General features: G+C 37.7%; 22 protein-coding genes. 8 read left to right on the forward strand and 14 right to left on the reverse strand.

What is annotated here, in order from left to right:
- Positions 1–31 precede the first annotated feature (31 nt).
- The 7 genes from RI845_RS08315 to RI845_RS08345 all read right to left on the reverse strand — a co-directional run bounded on the left by RI845_RS08315 (position 32) and on the right by RI845_RS08345 (position 8,388).
- Positions 32–739 carry an electron transport complex subunit E gene (locus RI845_RS08315; RefSeq protein ID WP_348389272.1) on the reverse strand — a complete coding sequence of 236 codons (708 nt, stop codon included), beginning with the start codon at positions 737–739 and terminating at the stop codon, positions 32–34.
- A complete protein-coding gene (rsxG, locus tag RI845_RS08320; protein WP_348389273.1) occupies positions 732–1,373 on the reverse strand; it encodes an electron transport complex subunit RsxG in 642 nt (213 codons plus the stop codon). The genes RI845_RS08315 and rsxG overlap by 8 nt, the downstream gene beginning before the upstream one ends.
- Before the next feature lie 2 nt (positions 1,374–1,375).
- Positions 1,376–2,434, reverse strand: coding sequence for an electron transport complex subunit RsxD (gene rsxD / locus RI845_RS08325; protein ID WP_348389274.1), 1,059 nt, complete (start codon positions 2,432–2,434; stop codon positions 1,376–1,378).
- A 2-nt stretch (positions 2,435–2,436) separates the two neighbouring features.
- Entirely contained in the window at positions 2,437–5,187 is a 2,751-nt protein-coding gene (gene rsxC, locus RI845_RS08330) for an electron transport complex subunit RsxC (protein ID WP_348389275.1), read from the reverse strand.
- 10 nt (positions 5,188–5,197) lie between these two features.
- Entirely contained in the window at positions 5,198–5,752 is a 555-nt protein-coding gene (gene rsxB / locus RI845_RS08335) for an electron transport complex subunit RsxB (protein WP_348389276.1), read from the reverse strand.
- Between the two features lie 2 nt (positions 5,753–5,754).
- Positions 5,755–6,333 (reverse strand): electron transport complex subunit RsxA, encoded by a 579-nt coding sequence (gene rsxA, locus RI845_RS08340; RefSeq protein ID WP_348389277.1) that lies wholly within the window; start codon positions 6,331–6,333, stop codon positions 5,755–5,757.
- A gap of 147 nt (positions 6,334–6,480) precedes the next feature.
- Positions 6,481–8,388 carry an EAL domain-containing protein gene (locus tag RI845_RS08345; RefSeq protein ID WP_348389278.1) on the reverse strand — a complete coding sequence of 636 codons (1,908 nt, stop codon included), beginning with the start codon at positions 8,386–8,388 and terminating at the stop codon, positions 6,481–6,483.
- A gap of 257 nt (positions 8,389–8,645) precedes the next feature.
- On the opposite strand from RI845_RS08345, the gene RI845_RS08350 reads away from it, so the two are divergent.
- From RI845_RS08350 to RI845_RS08360, 3 genes are all read left to right on the forward strand, one after another.
- Positions 8,646–9,047 carry a diacylglycerol kinase gene (locus RI845_RS08350; protein WP_348389279.1) on the forward strand — a complete coding sequence of 134 codons (402 nt, stop codon included), beginning with the start codon at positions 8,646–8,648 and terminating at the stop codon, positions 9,045–9,047.
- A gap of 134 nt (positions 9,048–9,181) precedes the next feature.
- Positions 9,182–10,240, forward strand: coding sequence for a CNNM domain-containing protein (locus RI845_RS08355; RefSeq protein WP_348389280.1), 1,059 nt, complete (start codon positions 9,182–9,184; stop codon positions 10,238–10,240).
- 93 nt (positions 10,241–10,333) lie between these two features.
- Positions 10,334–10,987, forward strand: a complete 654-nt coding sequence (locus RI845_RS08360) for an outer membrane beta-barrel protein (RefSeq protein ID WP_348389281.1) — start codon at positions 10,334–10,336, stop codon at positions 10,985–10,987.
- A 127-nt stretch (positions 10,988–11,114) separates the two neighbouring features.
- Here RI845_RS08360 and RI845_RS08365 read toward each other — a convergent pair whose 3' ends face one another.
- Genes RI845_RS08365 through bepA form a run of 4 tightly spaced genes read right to left on the reverse strand, consistent with a single transcriptional unit; the run spans position 11,115 to position 15,284 of the window.
- Positions 11,115–12,965, reverse strand: coding sequence for a hypothetical protein (locus RI845_RS08365; protein WP_348389282.1), 1,851 nt, complete (start codon positions 12,963–12,965; stop codon positions 11,115–11,117).
- A 34-nt stretch (positions 12,966–12,999) separates the two neighbouring features.
- Positions 13,000–13,422: a DUF2069 domain-containing protein gene (locus RI845_RS08370; protein ID WP_348389283.1), complete on the reverse strand. Its 423-nt coding sequence runs from the start codon at positions 13,420–13,422 to the stop codon at positions 13,000–13,002.
- Positions 13,423–13,426: 4 nt separating this feature from the next.
- Positions 13,427–13,774, reverse strand: a complete 348-nt coding sequence (gene arsC / locus RI845_RS08375) for an arsenate reductase (glutaredoxin) (RefSeq protein ID WP_348389284.1) — start codon at positions 13,772–13,774, stop codon at positions 13,427–13,429.
- Between the two features lie 46 nt (positions 13,775–13,820).
- Complete coding sequence (gene bepA, locus RI845_RS08380; protein WP_348389285.1) at positions 13,821–15,284, reverse strand: beta-barrel assembly-enhancing protease; 1,464 nt, start codon at positions 15,282–15,284, stop codon at positions 13,821–13,823.
- Between the two features lie 216 nt (positions 15,285–15,500).
- On the opposite strand from bepA, the gene RI845_RS08385 reads away from it, so the two are divergent.
- The gene (locus tag RI845_RS08385; protein ID WP_348389286.1) at positions 15,501–15,728 is read left to right on the forward strand and encodes a sulfurtransferase TusA family protein; all 228 of its coding nucleotides are present in this window, start codon (positions 15,501–15,503) and stop codon (positions 15,726–15,728) included.
- A gap of 7 nt (positions 15,729–15,735) precedes the next feature.
- Positions 15,736–16,812, forward strand: coding sequence for an AI-2E family transporter (locus RI845_RS08390; protein WP_348389287.1), 1,077 nt, complete (start codon positions 15,736–15,738; stop codon positions 16,810–16,812).
- 85 nt (positions 16,813–16,897) lie between these two features.
- On the opposite strand, the gene bcp is transcribed toward RI845_RS08390, so the two are convergent.
- Complete coding sequence (gene bcp, locus RI845_RS08395) at positions 16,898–17,368, reverse strand: thioredoxin-dependent thiol peroxidase (RefSeq protein WP_348389288.1); 471 nt, start codon at positions 17,366–17,368, stop codon at positions 16,898–16,900.
- A gap of 8 nt (positions 17,369–17,376) precedes the next feature.
- Positions 17,377–17,904, reverse strand: a complete 528-nt coding sequence (locus RI845_RS08400) for a glycine cleavage system protein R (protein ID WP_348389289.1) — start codon at positions 17,902–17,904, stop codon at positions 17,377–17,379.
- Positions 17,905–18,328: 424 nt separating this feature from the next.
- On the opposite strand from RI845_RS08400, the gene bamC reads away from it, so the two are divergent.
- The 3 genes from bamC to RI845_RS08415 all read left to right on the forward strand — a co-directional run bounded on the left by bamC (position 18,329) and on the right by RI845_RS08415 (position 21,348).
- Positions 18,329–19,405 (forward strand): outer membrane protein assembly factor BamC, encoded by a 1,077-nt coding sequence (gene bamC, locus RI845_RS08405; RefSeq protein WP_348389290.1) that lies wholly within the window; start codon positions 18,329–18,331, stop codon positions 19,403–19,405.
- Positions 19,406–19,621: 216 nt separating this feature from the next.
- Positions 19,622–20,449: an ABC transporter permease subunit gene (locus RI845_RS08410; protein ID WP_348389291.1), complete on the forward strand. Its 828-nt coding sequence runs from the start codon at positions 19,622–19,624 to the stop codon at positions 20,447–20,449.
- Positions 20,446–21,348: an ABC transporter ATP-binding protein gene (locus tag RI845_RS08415; RefSeq protein WP_348389292.1), complete on the forward strand. Its 903-nt coding sequence runs from the start codon at positions 20,446–20,448 to the stop codon at positions 21,346–21,348. Before RI845_RS08410 ends, RI845_RS08415 begins: the two co-directional genes overlap by 4 nt.
- Before the next feature lie 44 nt (positions 21,349–21,392).
- Here the strand turns inward: RI845_RS08415 and RI845_RS08420 are convergent, their stop codons facing one another.
- The gene (locus tag RI845_RS08420) at positions 21,393–22,466 is read right to left on the reverse strand and encodes a hybrid sensor histidine kinase/response regulator (protein ID WP_348389293.1); all 1,074 of its coding nucleotides are present in this window, start codon (positions 22,464–22,466) and stop codon (positions 21,393–21,395) included.
- Positions 22,467–22,609: the final 143 nt, after the last annotated feature.

Below are 22,609 nucleotides of genomic sequence, written 5' to 3' on the forward strand. Positions count from 1 at the left end.
TATAACTGAGCATACTTTAGGTTTCTAGATACTAACCTTCGAAATTAACCCGAACACGTTCAATTGTTTGACTTTGTTCTGGTTTAGGTTGCTTATCTGCGATACGTGAATCGATACTGTTTTTGGCAGCAATTAAAAAGCCCATCGCAATAAATGCTCCTGGAGGCAAAATAGCCAGTAGGAATTTACTATCAAAACTAAACACTTCAATACGCAGTACTGTAGCCCAGTTACCAAGGAGTAACTCTGCACCGTCAAATAATGTGCCTTGGCCCAGTATCTCTCTAATTGCGCCCAGTGTCATTAATACGAAAGCAAAACCAAGTCCCATCATTAAACCATCGAAACTGGCCTGTTTTACTGGATTTTTTGATGCATAGGCTTCTGCTCTACCGATAATGGCGCAGTTAGTTACAATTAGTGGTAAGAAAATGCCAAGTGATTGATATAAGCCATAAGTAAAAGCATTCATCAGCAATTGTACGCAAGTAACAAAAGCCGCAATGATTAATACAAAAATTGGTATCCGAACTTCTTTAGGAACCCATTGCCTAATAGCCGATACTGTTGCGTTAGAGCAGACTAGTACTAATAATGTGGCTAAACCAAGGCCGATAGCATTGGTTAAGGTATTGGTGACCGCTAATAACGGACACAGGCCCAATAATTGCACTAAACCAGGGTTGTTTTTCCATAGCCCCTGCCAGCTTAGTTCTTTATATTCACTGCGTTCAGTCATTGCTTATATCTCGACATGAGGTGGTATTGGTAACAATCTCATCTTTATGAGCGTTGAAATACAATAGGGCATTGTGAACAGCGTTAACCACTGCTCGTGGTGTGATCGTTGCACCAGTAAATTGATCAAACATACCACCGTCTTTTTTTACAGCCCAGCGTAAATCTTTTTCTCCATCAATGAATTTTCCGTCAAAGCTGTAAATCCAGTCGGCTTTACGAATTTCAATTTTATCACCAAGGCCTGGCGTTTCTTTATGCTTTAAAACACGTACGCCGCTTAAAGTACCATCTGCATTGATAGCAACAAGCAAATTGATATTCCCGTTGTAGCCATCAGGAGCAACTGTGGTGATAGCAACAGCAACTGGAATATTATCCATACGTGCCACGTAAGCCGTTTGGCTATTGGCGCTGCCAAGTAAATCGCTATCGGTTATAAATTGACAATCATGGTACAAGTCATTATTTAATCGGTCAGGCGCAATTACCTGATGTAAGGTATCGAGTAATTGCTGTTCTTCTTGTCGTGCAATGGTGTCTTTGGTTAAATAGTTTACTATACCAACCATTGCAGTACAGGCTATTGCGAACATTGCTAACACTTTGGCATTTTGTTGGATGGCTATTTTCATAATTATTTCGCCGCCTTATGACCATAAGTTCTTGGCCTTGCATATTGATCGATTAATGGTACGGCCATGTTGGCCAACAATACTGCAAACGCAATTGCGTCGGGATAACCGCCAAATTTTCTGATGATATACACTAAGAAAGCAACTAATGCGGCATAGATAACGCGCCCTTTACGGGTAGTCGCTGCCGATACCGGGTCAGTTAAAATGAAAAATGCGCCAAGCATAGTTCCGCCAGCTAACCAGTGAAACATTGTAGAAGCACTGCTGTCTGGACTTATGCTAAAACCAATAAAAGAAAAAATAAACATAGCACCAAGGAAACTTACCGGGATCACCCAGTCGATGGCTTTTTTGGCTATTAGGAGTAAACCTCCCAGTAAAAATCCAACATTTACCCATTCCCAACCAACACTAAAGTGTTGGCCAAATACTGGGTTAGTTAGACTTTCCGCAGAAGTTAAGCCTAAAGTAAGATCTGTTTTTAAAGTATCTAATGGTGTCGCCATAGTGATACCGTCGATGTTCATTCTAATTTGTTCGACTGAAAACCCTTCCCAAGTATAACCCGTTAGAATTAGCCATAAATGATTAAAAAAGTTTAAGTCGTAAACCATTAATTCATTCGCGGGTTGCCAGGATGTCATTTGTACCGGAAACGAAACTAACAACATGACATAAGCTGCCATTGCAGGGTTAAATAAATTGAAACCTAAACCGCCATATAATTGTTTGACGACACAAATAGCAAAGATACTACCAATAGCAGTTATCCACCAAGGTGCAAGTGAAGGTATTGAAATACCAATCAGTAAGCCCGTTAATACTGCTGAAAAGTCAGTTATTTGCGCGGTTATATTTTTATCTCGTACTGCTAAAAATAAAACCTCAGCTAAGACCGCAAAAGTGATTGCCAGGATAATTTGAATAATTGAACCCCAGCCAAAAAAGTACCATTGAGCAAAAACTCCTGGCAAGGCGGCTAAAATGACCAAGCGCATTAAGGCAGGCGTTTCTGCCTTTATATGGTTGTGTGGTGAACTTGCTATCCAAAATGCCATGGTTATTCAGACTCTTTATTTTTTTCTGCTCGTGCAGATTTTGCTTTAGCAATAGCAGATGCTATTTTGGCTTTTTTATCAGTATCGCTTACTGATTCTTTTTTTGCTTGTGTGTCTGATTTTTCAGACGCGGCAGCTTTCTTTGCCTTTGCTTTTGCTACGGCAGCAGCTACTTTTTGCTTTTTCAACTCAGCTGCGCTAACCGTAGTTTGCTGTTCAATATTGGCATCGGATTGATTGTCAATCGTAAAGTCCAATTCTTCTTGAACGGAACTTTTCAATGCTTTAACTGCGGCATCCGTATGTGCTTGTTTCTCTTCAGCACTGTTGGAACCTTGTTTTAACGGTGTCGACTCTTTAGTTTTGGGAGTTGATTTTTTTGCTTTAGTCACTTTCGTTGCTGCGGCTTTCTTTGCTTTAGCTTTCGCTACTGCGGCAGCTGTGCGTGCTTTTTTCTCATCAGCGCTACTCGGTACGGACTCTGTTGGTTTCGACGTTGCTGTTTTGGCGTCTGATTGCTCTGTTGCAGTCACTTTCGTTGCTGCGGCTTTCTTTTCTTTAGCTTTCGCTACTGCGGCAGCTGTACGCGCTTTCTTTTCATCAGCACTATTAGATGCTTGCTCTGAAGGTTTCGACTCTGCTGCTTTGGCGCCTGATTTCTCTGTTGCTGTTGCTTTCGCTGCTGCTGCTTTCTTTGCTTTAGCTTTTGCTACTGCTGCAGCTGTACGTGCTTTTTTCTCATCAGCGCTATTAGATGCTTGCTCTGAAGGTTTCGACTCTGCTGCTTTGGCGCCTGATTGCTCTGTTGCTGTTGCTTTCGCTGCTGCGGCTTTCTTTGCTTTAGCTTTTGCTACTGCTGCAGCTGTGCGTGCTTTTTTCTCATCAGCGCTATTAGATGCTTGCTCTGAAGGTTTCGACTCTGCTGTTTTGGCATCTGATTGCTCTGTTGCTGTTGCTTTCGCTGCTGCGGCTTTCTTTGCTTTAGCTTTTGCTACTGCTGCAGCTGTGCGTGCTTTCTTTTCATCAGCACTATTAGATGCTTGCTCTGCCGGCTTCGTGTCTTCTGTTGTTTGATCGCTTGACGTTACTGTAGTAGCGGCTGCCTTTTTTGCTTTCGCTCGAGCAATTGCTTGCGCGGCTCTGGTTTTTACATCTGCTACTTCAACTTCAGGCACGTCTGTTTGTGTTGCTTGTGCAGCTTTTTTTGCCTTTACTCTGGCAAGAGCTGCTGCAACCGCAGAATTGTTTGATTTTGCTTGTTCAGGACTTGTTGCTGCTTTTCTGGCTGCCATTGCTTTTTTGTGTTTTACTTCACGAGCAATCTTTTCTTTTTCCAGGCGCACGTTACGCGCTTCAAAACGTATTTTTGCTTTTTCGGCTTGTGCTTCTTGTACTTTATTTTGTCTGATTTCGGCTTTAGCTACGCGGTAGTATTGAACCAATGGGATCTGACTTGGACATACATAAGCGCATGCTCCACAATCGATACAGTCAAACAAATTGAGCTTTTCTAGTTGCTCATATTCTTTGGCCTTAGCATGCCACTGTAGTTCCTGAGGTAATAATGAACTAGGGCAAACTTCGGCACACTGACCACAACGGATACACTCAAGCTCCTTGGTTGCCGGAGATATTTCTTCAACGGTAGGGGCTAAAATGCAGTTGGTCGTTTTAACCACTGGTACGTTAAGACTTGGCAAGGTAAAGCCCATTAACGGGCCACCCATGATAATACGTTGTTGAGCTTTGTTGTTCTTCGGCTCTAGTGGACTAAAACCGCACTGTTCTAGTAAATGGGCTATTGGCGTACCCAAAGGTACCCATAGATTTTGCGGTTTTTTAAGGGCTTGACCGGTAACTGTTACTACTCTGCGTAGAAGAGGCTTGTCATCAATTATCGCCTCCGCAATTGCAAACACCGTTGCTACGTTTTGTACAATAACACCTAAAGAAAGAGGTAACACACCACTGGGCACTTCTTGCCCTGTTAATGCTTGGATAAGTTGCTTTTCACCGCCAGTCGGGTACTTAGTTGGCAACACACATACGTGTATGTTCTCAATGTCAATTGTTGCTGCTTTTAATGCTTTTATCGCTTGCGGCTTATTATCTTCTATACCAATTAGGATGTGCTCGGGCTCTAATAAGTAGTTTAAGATCTCTAAACCCTTGATTATCGCAGCAGAGCGTTCGCGCATTAACAAATCGTCGCTGGTAATGTAAGGTTCACATTCTGCCGCGTTTATGACTAAAAATTTAATCCCTGGTTGCGCATTAACTTTGATATTTGTTGGAAAACCAGCACCGCCCATGCCTGAAATACCGGCAGCTGCAATTTTTTCTACAATGTCTGATTTACTTAAACTTTTAAAGTCTTCAACAATATGTCTTTTTATCCACTTATCTAAACCATCTGGTTCGATAAATATGCATAAATCGGACATCCCAGAAGGATGTGCCATAATCGATGGTTTAATTGCTGTGATGGTTCCTGATGTAGGCGCATGAACAGGGACACACATAGGGTTGTCACTGCTAGTTAATGCTTGGCCTTTCAATACATGTTGACCAACTTGAACCAACATCTCACCAGTTTTACCTATGTGCTGCTTTATGGGTAAAATTAATTCTTTGGCGAGCGCAATGGTTTTAATTGGCTTATCAGTAGTTAAGAACTTTTGTTCTGGTGGATGAATACCACCGGCAAAATTGAAAAACTTTTGTTTTTTTATACGTTCAATGACAGATTCCATTACAACCTCACTAATCTATCTGAACTATATCGATAGCTTGCAAATCCCACTGCCAGGTTTCTGGCGTCTGTTCAACAGGGATCATCTCTATGCAATCTACAGGGCAGGGTTCTACACATAAATCACAACCAGTACATTCGTCGATGATAACAGTATGCATTTGCTTAGCCGCGCCCATGATGGCATCAACAGGGCAGGCTTGAATACATTTAGTACAACCAATACAGTCTTCTTCAATGATAAAGGCAACCTTTGGTGTATTGTCGTTTACGTGTGTTTCATCAAGAGGTTGAACTTCAACCCCCATTAAATCTGCAATTTTTTTAATTGTATCATCGCCGCCAGGAGCGCATTTATTAATGGCTTCGCCATCAGCTACAGCTTGCGCGTACGGTTTACAACCTGGATAACCACATTGACCACATTGAGTTTGAGGAAGTAGGGCATCCAATTGTTCTACTAATGGGTCGCCCTCAACTTTAAAGCGCACTGAAGCGTATCCTAACAATGCCCCAAACGCAGTAGCAATAAGGCCAAAAACAACGATAGCTAAAATAAGGTCCATAATTACTTAACCAAGCCAGTAAAGCCCATAAAGGCGAGAGACATAAGGCCTGCGGTGATCATAGCAATTGCCGCGCCCTGAAATGGTTTGGGAACATCGGCATTAGCCAGGCGTTCGCGCATTGCTGAAAACATAATTAATACTATTGAAAAACCGACAGCGGCGCCAAAACCATAAACAATTGATTCAAAGAAATTGTGTTGTTCGTACAAATTCAATAATGCCACGCCAAGTACTGCGCAGTTTGTGGTAATTAATGGTAAGAAAATGCCTAATAAACGATATAGGTTTGCGCTGGTTTTATGGACAACCATTTCAGTAAACTGCACGACGACTGCAATCACTAAAATAAAGCCCATAGTCGTTAAATACTCTAACCCTAATGGTTGCAGCAAATAGGTACTAAATAAATAACTTAATAATGAGGCAAGGGTAAGTACAAATGTTGTAGCTAAAGACATACCAATAGCGGTTTCGGTACGCGAAGAAACACCCATGAATGGGCATAAACCTAAAAACTTAACCAGAACAAAGTTGTTTACTAACACTGTGCCAATCAACAGTAGTAGATAATCAGTCATTTATAATAATTTTTTTGTGAAGTTACCTTCATTATCCTAGTTTATTAATGATTTAACAACACGTTGTTAGTAAGGTTATTTTAGTTGGTTACTTATTGCACATAATATGATGATTATGTGCAAATTATTTTACAATTACACTGAATTTTACAGCGGTTCTGGTTTGCCCAGGTAAAATCCTTGGCAACCATCCATAAATACTTCGTCAAAGGTATACTTTTCTTCCTGAGTTTCAACACTTTCAGCTAACACTCGAATACCTAAACGGTGAGCAAGATCTATCATTAGGCGTAAAAAGTACTGATTATTTTTGTCTAAGTGAATGTTGCGTGTATAGCTACCATCCATTTTTATGTAATCAGGCGATAACTCTCTGAAGAATTTAAATGAAGTGATACCGACACCAAAGTGTTCAACACAAATTCTAGCACCAACTCGGTGTACCATATCGATAAAATGTGAACTGCCTTTAATGTTTTGCTCTAAACCATATTCACTTATTTCAAACACCAAACGTGTTGCAATGTCATGATCTTTTAATAAACGGCGCTCTAACCAAATTACAAAATGTTCATCGTGAATAGAACGTGTGCTTAAATTAATACCAAAGGTTTGTTCGCTCAGGTTTTTTTCTTTAATTTCATTGAGAGTTTTCTCAATCACTAAGCGATCGATCAAGATGATTTTATCAAGCTTTTCGGCCATGGCAATAAAGGTAGCAGTAGGTAAAATGTCACCTTCTGAGCTGGTAAAGCGAGATAACACCTCGCTGTATATTCTATTGTTACGGCTACTTGGTTGAATTAATTGAGAAAGTAATGAAACACTTTGATTTTCAATTACATAACTGATTTCTTTATTCCAGTTTTGGTTACCAAAGCCAGCGGTTTCGCTTTGTAACAACTCAGGATCTCGTTGTACATACCAAGAATTCTTATTACGGGTTTGCGCCATGCTTATGGCGGTATCGGCCAATGCCAACATTTCACCAAGCGGACGATGCACATCAATCTTTACGATGCCAGAGAAGGCTATTGAATCAAAATCAGCAAGTTGTTGATATTCATTAAACAGACCTGTCAATTCTTCACTGAATTTTTCAGCTGCTTTTAACGTGATATTAGGCAAGAATGTAGCAAAGTCAGAGCCGTTTAAACGGTATACATGGGCTGATTCCAAGTGTTTAACTTGTGCTTTTAATATATTGGCAACTTGGCAAATATAACGATCACCTTCCTGATACCCGTGTACTTGGTTAATGGTTTGCAGCTCTGAACAGCGGGTGATTATAAGCACTCCAAAACCGGAAGATTTGTTTGATTGGGTAAACTCGGTAAAGAAGTCTACAAAGCCGCTGCGATTCTCAAGTTCTGTTAAATGATCAATATAAGCGGTTTGCTGCAACTCTTGCGTTTTGAGTAGTTTATTACTGACAAAGGTTTTTAGCTCGGTAAGTACGCTGTTTACATCGTCAAATTCAGTTGGAAGAGTCAATTTCCCCGTTGTTTCTCTATTGGTAATTGCGGTTTTAATTTCTGTAGCAATAAGTTCAGAAATTTTCTTTGAAGCTTTGCGACTCGCTCTACCAGTTACCGAGTTTGTTACCAATGAACCAACGATTAACACGGAGAGTGCAGTTAATAGAATAAATAGGGTAATCGAGTTATATAAGTTAAATAAACTGTCATTGTTTAGACGATACTTGATGTAGATGCTTAAAGCGTTATTTTTGACAGTTTCAAGTTTTGTCTCACCATTAAATAACGCTAAAATACTGAAACTAGGATCAGAGTTTGTATATTTGTAAATCACATCATTATTAAAATCAGTAATTACCAATTCGTCGTATTCAAATGCCAAACGTAACTGTTTAGAAAAGCCTTTTAGGTCATCTCCTTGATAATGCTCAGTGATCTTTTTAAGTGAGGTGTGATGATCGCTTTTTGCTTCATTTAAAAAGTTATTTAAGCTGTATAAGCTGAAACTAAAATAACAGATAAAAAATATTGCAGTAACGAAGATGTTCTTGAAAAAAATACGCGCTAATGTCGACATCGTAAAAATGGATCCCTAATACCTAAAATTATTTTTATTATTTCAGTATCTTGAAGATACTTTTTTATAATTTTTTTATATCTATACCTTATGCAAATTAATAGCTAAAAGCAATCTTTATAAAGTGTGTAGTTAACTAAAAATTAACAATTTTGTCTTGATTTTCATTCAATTTTTAAGTGTTGCTCTCGCTTTATTAAAATAGGTTAAATATAATCAGTGCATGCAAACGATAAAAATAATTATAAGTCCGTGTTATGAGCGATAATCAATCACAAACTAATAAGCCCAACGGCACAGGTATTAAGCGTTTATTTAAAGCGACCTATTGTTCTATTAAAGGGTTTAAAGCCGCCTGGAAGCATGAATCTGCATTTCGTCAAGAACTTGTTCTTGTGTTGGTGCTATTTCCATTTTCATTTGTAATAGCGCAATCAACTAATCATTGGCTAGTACTGTTTTTCAGTTTAATATTTTTATTATTTTCCGAACTTGTTAACTCTGCATTAGAGGCGTTAGCAGACAAGGTATGCCTCGAGCATGATGAATTAATTGGTCGAGCCAAAGATATAGGCTCTGCCATTGTGTTCCTTGCTTTGATATTTTTAAAATTGGTGTGGATTATTGCAACTTTGCAGTATTTTTCATTGATCAATTGAAATTAAACCGATTACACATTCTTGGTTACGCTTTGTTATAACATTTTTGTTTTATATTGGTTAAACTAAACTTATTACCCACACCTTGAATGGCAAAGGGTATATTTCTTATCATATTGTATTACAGAGTTTAAATGACATTATTAATTGTTTACTTGTGCATTGCCATCGGCGTTTCTTTTATTTGTTCTGTATTAGAAGCCGTATTACTGTCGATTACACCAAGTTTTATTGCTCGGACTAATAAAGTTAAGTCACGAGGCGGTCAAGTGTTAACTAAGGTTAAGCTGAACCTTGATCAGTCAATATCCAGTATCCTAATTTTAAATACCTTTGCTCATACCATGGGCGCGGCAGGTGTTGGTGCCCAAGCCATTCGGGTGTTTGGTGAAAAATGGGAGACATTAATTGCTTTCTTACTTACTTTGGCCATTTTATATTTATCTGAAATCATTCCTAAAACCATAGGTGCTACTTTTTGGCGTCAACTTGCAATTCCTTCGGCGTATGCAATTGCATTTTTAGTAAAGGTGGTCTTTCCACTGGTATGGTTGTCAACTCGACTTACTAAATTATTTTCCAGTAAAACCAATAATGAAACCAGTCGTGAAGAAGTGCTAGCTGTTGCTTCATTAAGTTTTAAGGATGGGGCAATTGCCAGCCAAGAAAATCAACTGGTCGAAAATATTCTTAAATTAAGAGATGCTGATACGGAAGATATTCTAACGCCACGAAGTGTTGTTCATGCCCTAAATGAAAACACTACTGTTATTGAAGCATTAGATTTAGAAAAAACAGCTAACTTTACCCGAATTCCTGTTTATAAGGACAGCATCGATAATATTACCGGTATGATCATTAAAGGTCAGTTGTATGAGAATGAGCGTAAAGGTAAAGGAAACCTGACTTTAAAAGACATTGCCAACCCTTTGTATAGAATATCAGAACGCTTTCCTGTGCTTAATTTACTTGATGTATTTATCAAACGCCAAGAGCATATGTTTTTAGTGGAAGATCACTTTGGCCAAACAGCTGGCATTGTTACTTTAGAAGATGCTATAGAGACTATTTTAGGGCGTGAAATAGTTGACGAAAGTGATAAGGATGCTGATATGCAAAAGCTTGCCAAAGCTAATTATCGTCAACGACTTCGAGAGAAGGGCAGTAAACTTTCTGATAAAGACAGTGAGTAATTAAACTAAACTCGAATTAACTTATTCACTAGTTTCCCATCCAAAATTTAAATATTGCCTATAATTAATGAAAATAAATATAGGCAATATTCAATGCGCAAGTATGTAACCCTTCTGCTCCTTTTACTAAGTTGTTTTGTTATTAAAGCAAAAGCACAACAGGACAATAATAATCCTCCTCGTTCCTACTTTTATCTCGGCGGTATAATTGCTAATGCGGATACAAAAGAAACGTTTGAGGATCAACTTAACCTAGATGGAAGCGAATATAGTCAATCAGATCAAAATGCAGCATTTGGTTTTTATATTGGTTTTAACTTTGCAGATAAATGGGCGTTAGAAAGCAGCATATTGGTAACTGGAGGGATGGAGGAACGCCCTTCAACACTTCCTATCGACGAAGTGTACTTAACCGCAATTACGGTAACTCCCGTTGTTCATATAGACTTAACAGAACAAGTATCTGTTTATGTAAAAGCGGGATTAGGAATTTTATTTTATATTGAAGATTTGCACAAACATGGTGATGTTTATCGACATAGCGATGATGATTACTGGGCTGGAGGCGGTCTGGCGTATGGGGTGGGGATAGAAGTTGATGTAAGCGAAAATATAGCTTTTCGTTTAGGGTATGACGCTATTGAAGCTGACTTAGAGGCTGATGAAAATAACCACCATCAAAATTTAGCAGATGTAGAAGAAGAGTTTTCAATGGTGTCGATGAGCTTTCATTATAAGTTTCAATGAATAAAATCATAGAAACGAGAACGAGAACGAGAACGAGAAACGAGAAACTAAGAGCGTGCATTGCCACCTGAACAGTGGATATCATTTATATAAAAACCCCAGCAATTGCTGGGGTTTTAGTTTGTAATTAATGATTAGGCAAGGCTTTACCGTGAGGTTGGTAGACTCTGATTGATTGCTGTTTATTACCTAGCTGTGTGGTATTTTTACTTTGCAGTTGAGCACTACCTTGTGGACTTATTGCTAAGTTATCCCACCAATCCAGACCCTTAGTCATTTGAATAGGCGTAGGTAGGGTGTCTATTAATGACAAATCAAACTCAGGTAATAAGCGGCTGGTTACATAAGATGCACGTTCACTAATGTCTGGCTCTGCAACACGACCACGTTGTCCCCAACTTACAACATAACCTCCATCTCTGTCTGATGTAACAGCAGTGTCGCGCTGAACGCCGTAGCGTAGTGACATCATTAAAGATTCAAATAAGATACCTAAGTCTTCTTTTTCGTTGGTGTAATTGTAAAAGCCATTAGATATATCTTCTTTATAAAATAGGCTAACATCATCGGGGGTATAGGCCTTTTGAATAGCATTTGCATCTTCACCTAAAAACCTCACTGCAGCTAAATCTTTCATTTCTTGACTTTGTAATGGGTATAAAACAATTAAATCATCAGATATTTCTGCTCGTGTTAACGCTGCATCTAAAAATCGAGTTGAACCAGAATAAATACCCCATTCAGCAGGAGGGAAATAATCGTTAGCATGAGCAAGTTCATGGTAAAGCAAATCAGCTAAATCATATTTTATATGCTCTAAGTCTCTATCTAAACGCTCTGCTACTGGAAATGAATATGACACATAGTCATTATTCTTTACATAGCGCCAAGGCATAACAAATTGTAATTCAGAGCCAAAGTTTGCACGATAATCTGGAGCTTCATTGATGGTATCTCGCTGCTCCGCGGTTAACCATAAGTTGTTAGGGTCCAGATAAATAGCGCCTGTAGCGGCCCAATAAAAAGATGGTCGAATATCATAGGATAAAACAATGGCGGTTGTTGCTCTTAATAAGTTTTTAAAGTCGTCATTTGTGTCAAATGCTTCTAAATAAGCTTTAAAGTTAATCGCCATCCAATCATGTGACACGACTAAGCGATCCATTATTTGCTCGATAGAAGGCGTTGCGCCATTATTTTCATCGGCAAGAATTGGCAAATCGCCCAAGTCACATGAACTACTTAGTTGATTAGAATATACACAATTAACTAAGGTATCTTTGTAAGGCGAATTGGAATTATATACATACACATTGGCTAAAGCAGAACCGGGATCGTCATCATCAAAATAAGCATTAGATGGTATAGCGGGGCGGTCTTCTATTAATACTGAAACCACATCTTTATAGTTACTTCCATCGCTGTCTTTTGCACTTACTTCTATTTCAACAATACTGTCTTCGCTCACTTTTGGTGAGTTGAAAATTGCAATTTCTTTATTAGTATTGTCAGCATCAAAACTAACATTTGGGCCCGATAACTGTTGCCAAGAAATAGTATCTTCATCAATATCAGCACTGATGAATGCTCTTAGGGATACGCCTGCATCTTCAACGACACTGTGACCTAAACGAGCGACTAATTTTGGAGAGCCGGATGAAGCCGTAAATGAAACCGTTTCGGTTTCTTCTTTGCCACCACTAACATAAGAAACTTCAAAACTATAGTCGCCAGCAGATGGTATGGTGAATGAGATCACTTTAGATTTAGCACTTAAAAACTCAACTGCTTCACCACTGGTTTGAGTCCAATTTATTGACGTTATTGATTCACCTGGTTTCAACAAAATCAAATCCGCATTTTTCCCACTTACTAGAGATGTATTGGGATCTTCTGGTGTAATTATTCCAGACTCATCAGCATTATCCCCACATGAGATGAGTAATAATAACGTTAAAAAGATGAATGAATATTTCATGTAAATTCCTGTGTGTATTTATTATTTTTATTTTTTATTTTTTATTTGCTTCGCGTTCTTCTTTTAGTTCAACTTTAAGTTTTTTTAAGCCTAAACCCAGCTCAATACCACGATATTTTGAATAATAAGACCCGGCAAAGAACATAATAGTTGCAAACAGTAGCTCAATAGATGCCAGGATTCGTTCGTCGCTGGTCACCCATAATGTGGTTAAACTATGTAGAAAGTAAATCATAACGATAAAATTTGCCCAAGCAAATGTGTAAGGATTGCCTTTTAACATGCCCCTAAGAGGGAATAGTAATGGCAAAACAAACATTACAAAGGTTAATGGCATCGATAAACTTTCGCTAGGGGCTAAAACAAATAACCACAAAGGCATTAATATTAATAAACCAAAATAACCAAACAAGGCTAGTTTGCGTAAATTATCAGTAGAAATTGATTGTGTGCTCATATTGTTATTTCAAAAGTGCCAAAACATTTTCAGGTGGACGACCTATACAAGCCATTTCGCCCGAAACGACAATTGGACGCTCTATCAACTTAGGTGTTGCTGCCATTGCAGCGAGTAACTCTGCTGTGCTGATATTTTTATCGGCTAAATTTTGTTGCTTGTATTCATCTTCTTTGGTGCGCATCATTGCTCGGGGTTCAACGTCTAACAACGCTAATAGATTCGCCAATGTTTCTACAGACGGCGGATTTTTTAAATATTCTACAATTTCCACCTCAGCATTAGCAGCTTCAATAAGAGCAAGTGTTTGACGGCTTTTTGAACATCTTGGGTTATGATAAATTGTTAGCATTAGGTTTTCTCTGTTAATAGTATTTCGATTTGGTTTTTTGAATCGTTTATAAACGTTTCAATTGATCTTCTTGTTCTTGAAATTGCAAAATTCTTGCTTTAATTCTTTTTTGCATCAAGGTGTTTTTTGCTGTTGCATTATAGGCTGTATGTAGTTCGTCTATCGCTTTGGGATAAGCACCTAATAAAGCATAAACTTCTGCTTGCTGGGCGTGCATTTGTGCCGTTTTTTTCTGTTTTCGATACACTTGCGTTAACAGATCATTGGCGACGAAATCTTCTCGATTCACAATTAAGTAATCTTGTAACAGCGTGCTCGCGAGGTTGTATTGCTCGGCTTTTTGAGCTGTGTTTGCGTAGTTTAGTGTCACTACTTGATTATTAGGCATAATTAAATTGAGTTTTTTAAGCATTTCTAATGCAGGCTCGAACTTCTTTTGTTCAATAAGTATGTCGGTCATGGCATCAACATAAAAAAGGTTCTTTGGATTAGATGACAGTAAATTGCTGATTATCTCTTCCGCTTTTTCAAATTGTTTATCTTCAAAGTAGGATAGGCCCTGACCATAGAGTGCCGCTTGCTTGATATTGTATTTACCGCGTCTAATTTCATCAGTAAAAATACTAATGTTATCTTTGCCGTTTCCTTCATACCTTGCTCTTAAACGAGCCTTGGCTAATTCAAAGTTCAAACTTGGTGCTAATAGTTTATTAGGATAAAGTTGCGCGCGGTTTCTAGAATCGGTAATTCGAGACTCAGGCAATGGATGGGTCAATAACATTGCTGGTGGCTTCGAGGTATAGCGATATTTAGCTGACATTTTTCTAAAAAATTCTGGGGCACCATTTGGATCAAAACCACTGTTAACGAGTATGTTCATACCAACCCGATCTGCTTCACTTTCATTACTGCGTGTATAATTGATCCCTGCCTGTTGTCCAGCGGCCATGGTGGTTGTTAGCGTTGCCAAACCAGCTTGTGGATTAATAAGTGTTAATAAAACACCTGTTACCATACCTGCAATCGTTAAAGGCGTTGTACGGGATTGTGCTTCCATTTTTCGGGCTAAATGACGTTGCGTAACGTGAGCAATCTCGTGTGATAGTACAGAGGCTAATTCACTTTCGTTTTCAGCCATGGTAATTAGGCCAGAATGTGTGCCTATGTGACCACCAAAAAAGGCGAAGGCGTTCAGTTCTTTGTTATTTAGTAAAAAGAATTGAAATTGATAATTTACACCGTCTGCGTTTTTAACTAATTCATTACCTAAGTCATTGATGTATTCAATTAATACAGGGTCATGAATAATAGGCTGAGATGCTCTAACTGAGCGCATCATTGCTTGCCCGTATATACGCTCCTTATCTAAAGATAAAGTGCTGACAGCAGAGGTGCCTATTTCAGGTAATTGGTTTTTATCGGTAGATAAGGAATGCGCACTCGCGGCAAATAAAAAACTTATAGAAAAACTAACGATAGTGATGACTGATGATCTGAGTGACTTTTTCATTAAAATCCTGATAATACTTGTGATAGAGCTTTGAGTTTAAATAGTCTATAAAGTTGCAACTAAATTGAGACTATTCAATTTTTAAAGATGCCCCACCTTCAATGCCTATATATTGAATTATGTTATTAAGTTTTACAAGGTTATATACACATAATAGGTTTATTTAACATTGCGTTATTGCTACTATTTTACAAAATAATGATTATTTCGTAAAACATGGTTAAAACACTACATTATGATGGTAGGCTCGAAAAGTGTCCGCTACCGTTGGTAAAAACCAAATTGTTACTAAAACAGCTAACTGCGGGACAGTCATTGACGCTATTTTTAGCCGACCCTGGTTCTATCCAAGATATTCCTCGCTTATTATCTAAGTTAAATATCCCTTTTGAACAAAGCTTAATTGCAGAACATCAAGTTAAGATAACCATATTAAAAGAGTAAATCCTACATGATTAAATACATTGTAAATTGGTACAAAGAAAAGTTTTCAGACCCTCATGTGGTTACCTTAACCTTGTTTATTTTAATTGCATTTGCGCTGTTGTATTACGTTGGCAATTTATTAATGCCTGTGATTGTTGCGGTGGTATTAGCATTTTTATTAGAGTCGCCAGTGCAAAGGTTTAGTAAAATTGGCTTAAGTCGAAATAAAGCCGTGATAATTGTGATGGTACTTTTTACCGGCATCGGCTTATTAACCATTTTAGGGTTACTTCCTGTTCTTTGGCAGCAGACGTCCAATTTAATTTCTGAAGTGCCACAAATGTTGGTGCAAGGAAATACCTATTTATTAACGCTTCCAGAACAGTATCCTGATTTAGTTAAGGCTGAACAAATAGATACTATTATAAGCTCTGTGAAAGACAAATTATTAGTGTGGGGACAAGTCGTTTTAGAAGCGTCACTTAACTCTATTTCTGATTTGGTTGCATTGTTAATTTACTTGATTTTAGTGCCATTGATGGTGTTTTTCTTTTTGAAAGATAAAGTCGATATGATGCAAAACGCTGCGCGTTTCTTTCCAAAAGAACGTCGTTTAACCACGCAAGTTGCGACTGAAATGCATCAACAAATTCATAACTATATTCGTGGTAAAGTGATCGAGATTTTAATTATTGGTGTCGCGTCTACCTTAGCTTTTGTGCTTCTTGATTTACGTTATGGCGTACTTCTTGGTGCGTTAGTTGGATTGTCTGTATTAGTGCCATATGTTGGGGCGACGGTAGTGACCATTCCGGTTTGTTTAGTTGGCTTATTCCAATGGGGGATCAGCCCTGAGTTTGGTTACCTAATGTTGGCTTACGGGATTATTCAAGTAATTGATGGCAACATACTTGTACCATTATTGTTTTCTGAAGCGGTTAACTTACATCCGGTCGCGATTATTATTGCCGTAATTTTATTTGGCGGATTATGGGGCTTTTGGGGAGTGTTCTTTGCTATTCCATTGGCGACATTGGTAAAAGCGATAATTAATGCTTGGCCAACGCCAGAAGATAAAGAAGCGGTTATCAGTGAGGCTTAAAGCAATGTTGAGTTAACGTTGTGCTAAACAAATAAAAAAGCCAGTTGTTAAAACAACTGGCTTTTTTCATTCAGAGATAATGAACTTATAAATTATCGATGATATCTATCACCACATCATGATGATTTTTGGTTTTAAACTTATTAAATACATGTTCAATATTGCCATCTAAGCCAATTAAAAAACTCAGTCTGTGAATACCATCATATTCTCTGCCCATAAACTTCTTTAAACCCCAAACGCCAAAGTCGTCAGCAACTTTATGGTCAACATCCGAGAGTAAACTGAAGTTTAACTCATCACGCACACAAAATTTGTCTAGTCTTTTCACTTCATCAGGGCTGATGCCAAATACAACAGTGTTTAACGCATCCAATTTAGTTTTACTGTCACGTAACCCTTGTGCTTGTACTGTACATCCAGGAGTCATCGCTTTCGGGTAAAAATACACAAGCACACGCTTTTTACCGATATAATCAGTGAGTTGTACTGTTTCATTGTTTTGGTTCAATAAAGAGAAAAGCGGGGCTTTATCGCCCACTTGCAAAGTGTTCATAAAATTCCTTAGAGGATAAAATTAGTTGGTGTTTTGAAATTGCCAGAAACGGCTAAAGTTTGACACAATTGTTGGAATTCTTGTTCCAATTGTTGTTTATTTGTTTGTTCAGATATATTAATTAGCAGAGACGTTGTAATGATGTTTGTTTTAGGCATAGTAATGGTTTTAAGGGAGGTGAGGTCAATCTTTCTTTTTGCAAAGAATTGAGTAACCTGTTTTAAAATCCCTTTAGAATCTTCACCTTTAATTTCAACCTCTAAACATTCACTGATAGCTGCTTTTTCTGGCTGAGTTGTTCGCTTTATAATGGTAAGTAATGCTAAAGAATGAGCCAGTAGGGGCAGACGAGACTCTATTTGGTTGATGGCTGACTTACTGCCACTTAATAACATTACCAGAGTAAATTCATTACCTAAAATAGCCATACGCGAGTCATCGATGTTACAACCAAATTCGCTGGTCAACTTCGTTACTTCACTAACAATACCTGTCCGGTCTGATCCAAGTGCGGTGAATACCAAGTAATGGGCCATATAATCTCAACATTTGTCATTATTTTTATTTTATTGTAGTTGGTCTTTTGATGACAATAAAGCGTTAATAAAAACTTCTCTGGAAGTAGGGCAGCCACATAATATTAAAGCTGTTGATGCGATTAACTTAAAAGCTGGTAAATTTAAAGTTGTTTTGGTCAGTAAACCTTGTGTTTATAACAGCAGACAAGTACCATAAAGCGCAATAAAAAAAGAGCGCCGATTTTATTTTAAAATTTTCGGAACTTTATAATTAAAAGAATATCAAAACGCTCTAATGAAACCATTTCATAACTGTCAATAATAGATTCATAGTTATATTTGGCGCTTAAATAACAATAACTGTTGTTAAACAACGTTTAGATTGTTTACATAACAGCAAAGTATACTTTATGTATACAGGCTTTATCCCTCAGGAGTTTCAATGGATCGCCGTATTTTAACTATTTCTCTTATTAGCCTTTCTCTTGCTGCGTGTAGCAATGTCGAAACACGTAAACAAGCTAAAGGTGACTTCGATTACGTTAATATTAAATCAAGCAAAGAATTACAATTACCAGAAGGTTTAGAAAAACCTGCTGAAAATACCTTATATTCAATCCCTGAAGTTAATAATCAAGGACCAGTTGGTAAGAGAGTTGATGTTAGAGCTCCAGCGCTGGTATTACCGTTAGCGTCAGGCAGTCGAATTGATGAATTTGATAAAACTGCAGCCATTTGGTTTGACAAAGTTGATGATGATCGCGACTTACGTGAATTATTAATAAAAGCAATCTCTGATTACTTAAGTACAGAAGAGGTAACTTTTACCAGCGAAGATTTAGCAAATAATGTCTGGGAATCTGATTGGTTTCATGTTGAAGAAGAAAGTGGTTACCTATTTTGGTCAAGCATAGACTTAACTGAGAGCTGGCGTTTTCGCTATTCATTAATCACTAAGCCACACGGTCGTAGTGTAGGGTTAAATGTTGAATTAATCGATTACATGCACACCTCAGATAAAGGCTCTACTAAAAAAATTGATCCGATTGAGCAACAACGTGTAGAAATGGCGATGATCAATGCAATTACATCTCAATTAGATTATCAATACCGTTTGAATAATCGTGATGATCGTATTGCTCGAGCTAATATGGAAATAGTAACACTTGGTGAGTCTGATAAAGGTGAACCTGCGCTAATTATTGATTATCCAATTGATGAACTGTGGCGCTATATGCCAGGCTTCTTTGAGCAATATAATTTTAAAGTGACAGACTTAAACGAAGATAAGTATTTCTATGATGTAGAATATACCTTGATTGAGCCTAGCCTTTGGGATTCTATTTGGGGCGATGAAATGCCTGTTGTAAATTTCAAAGATGGCCCTTATCGTTTTAAGTTGACCGCTAAAGGCAAGCAAACCACATTAGTTATTCAAGATGATGATAAACAGGTGTTATCAAAAGAACTTCTTGAAGAAAATTTTGAAGTTCTAGATCCAGCGTTATCGTTTAGATAAATCTAGGCAGCGGAAAATTAAAAGCCCTGTAGTTTTTTGCTACAGGGCTTTTTTAATGTTCTAGAAACTAGAAACTAGAAACTAGAAACTAGAAACGTGGAGTGTGTATTGGGGTCAGTCCAGTCAGCATAAATTCTGTTACAACCAAACCTTTGAATGTTATCTTTAATTGGTATAACTTGGTTTTAATAAGCTTTTAACTTTTGGTAAATAAAATTGAATCTTTCGTTTCAACAAACTCTTTTAAGGATGTGGCACTTAGCGTGTTTTGAATTAACCCGGGTTTTTCAAACCAAGAGTGGCTTATTAGCATTGTTTGCATTTTCACTGGTTTGGTTTCTGATTTTATATTACCCCGTTAATTCTGCTTTTGAATTTATTTCTTCGCCGTTATTTAAAGACATCGCTAAAAATATGTTCGGAGCTTTAGGCTTATCAGCATTATTAAAATGGCCTGTTGCTGAACTGGCAATTTACTGGCTGATAGCGCTTTATATTTTTCCGATATTTACCATTGTTATTACCAGCGACCAAACATGTGCCGATAGAGAGAGGGGCACTTTGCGGTTTATTTCTTTACGTGCAACCCGAGGTGAAATAGTTGTTGGCCGATTTTTAGGTCAGTTTGTAATCATGACATTTCTCATTGGTTTAAGCCTGGTCGCGACAATTATGATGGTTGCTTTTCGAGATTATCAATTGCTTCTTCCTGGGATAATTAAAGCAACTCAACTTTATTTTCAACTAGTTATAATCGTATTACCTTTTATCGCGTTGATGACATTGTTTAACAGTTTTACCACGTCGTCTAAAAAGGTCGTGTTATTCAGCATATTGTTTTTTGGCTTAGGACCGATGCTTATTGCCCTTATGGAATATAGTCTGCCAATGTTAGGTTATTTAGAATACGCAATACCGGGCACACAAATTGATGATGTGATTAATTCTGAGGGCCCAAATTTAAGAATTTATGTTATTCCACTGAGTCAAATGATGGTTTTTCTAAGCCTGGCTTACTTTAAAATGAAAAGGAGTTCGTTATGAGCGCTTTAATTGAAGTGTCAGGTTTGAATAAATTTTATGGTGAAAAACATGCATTAAACAATATTGAGTTTACCATTAATAAAGGTGAGCCTATCGCATTAGTTGGACCTAATGGGGCAGGGAAAACAACTCTATTAAGTATTTTGTGCGGATACATTAAACCATGTAGTGGCAAGGTGTCGGTGTTTGGAGATGAACCCGGAAAACGGGGGAACTTGTCGCGTTTGGCTGCTTTACCCCAAGATGCCCAGTTAGACCCGCGCTTTTCAATTGCCAAGCAATTAACTTTTTATGCACAACTGCAAGGCTTAACGAAATCACAAGCCAAGTTGGAAGCTTATAGGACATTAAAATTAGTGGGTTTAGAAGATTCTATAAATAGCAAACCAAGCACATTATCACATGGTATGAGAAAACGAGTGACAATTGCTCAGGCTTTGATAGGAGAGCCTGAAATTGTCATATTAGATGAAGCAACCGCCGGTTTAGATCCTCATAATGCTCGTGAAATACGTTCACTTGTTGCTGAGCTTTCAAGTCAAACTACTTTTATTTTGAGCTCTCATGATTTGAGTGAATTAGAGCGCTTATGTAACCGAGTTCTATATTTAGAGGATGGCTGTTTACAACAGCATCACACATTAACCAATTCAACAGATACTCAATTTATCACCTTACGTATGGCGCAGCAGCAAGATGACTTAATACCTGCATTGAATCAGTTGTCACAAGTTACTCAAGTCATTAATACCCAAGATAAAGAATACTTAATTTCATTTAATATAAATGAAAGTGAAGTAGCATTGGATGTGCAAATATTACAGTTGTGTCACCAAAATGCTTGGTTATATCGTCAGTTAATTAACGGCAAAACCCTAGAAAACCAATTGTTTAATTAAACATAGGAACGGTTTTTCTTGAAATGACTATTAAACGTCTCAGTTTAATAGGCCGGCATAGTAACGATAAACTCAGTATATTTTTCATCAATAATATTAAAGCTAATTCTGCCTTTTTGCGCTTCAGTCATAAGCTTGGCTGAATAGGCTCCAAGCCCTGAGCCGCGAATATGGTTTGAGGTTGAGTATTTTTCAAATAACGTGTCACGAAGGTCAGCGGGTATAGCTCCGGTATTGAAAAGTTTAAACTCTATTTCGTCATTTGCTTCAGATATGGTTATACGAATTTCTTCATTATCTGGCGATGCTTCTACCGAATTTTTAATCAGGTTATTGAATATTGACAGGCATAATAATTCTTCAGCATCCATATAGGTAGATGATTGCACAGAGTCTATGTTGAAAGTAATGTTCTTCTTGGACGTTAAACTACTCACGGCTTTAATTGCCATATCGACTAATTTATTTAAATCGACCATATCCGGTGAGAGTGGGTAGGTGCCATTTTCAATTTTAAAAATATCTAAGGTATTGTTTATCATGTTCAATACATTATTAGCTGATTCTTCAATAGAGCGAGCGACATTTTTATCGGCAATTTTGGGTAATTCAAACAGAATAACACCAAGCGGCCCCTTTAAATCATGATGAGTTAGTTTTTCAATATCTTCACGTAACTTGGCATTTTCTATTAAGGTTTCAACTTGGTTTTCAAGGGCTATTTGGCTTTCGTGCAAAGTAACATGGGTATTTACTCTGGCCTTAAGGATTTCTGGCTGCAGAGGCTTGGTTATGTAATCTACTGCACCTAAAGTGAAACCCCGAGTTATATCGGCAACCTCAGCTTTTGCTGTTAAGAAAATAACAGGAATATTTTTAGTGGTATCATTAGCCTTAATTTCTTTACATACTTCATAGCCGTCCATATCTGGCATCATGATATCAAGTAAAATCAAGTCTATATTTGGATCAGCTTGCGCAATTTTTATTGCTATTTTACCGTTAGTTGCTGCTTTAACCTTGTATTTATCTTTTAGTAATGCTGAGGCTAGGTCTATATTGCCTGGCTCGTCATCAACAACAAGTATGGTATTTTTTTTAGAAGAATCTGTAGTCATTTTTAAATAGAATTCACTCTGTTCATGGTAAAAGCGTTTAACTTAAATCTATTGCTAAATTCATGATAAAGCAATATTTTATCAAAAATTCGGAAAATTGAGTAAAAAAAAAGGCTGCAAAATGCAGCCTTTCTATCAAGATT

Origin of the sequence: Thalassotalea nanhaiensis (assembly GCF_031583575.1) — a bacterium.
Lineage (GTDB): Bacteria > Pseudomonadota > Gammaproteobacteria > Enterobacterales > Alteromonadaceae > Thalassotalea_A > Thalassotalea_A nanhaiensis.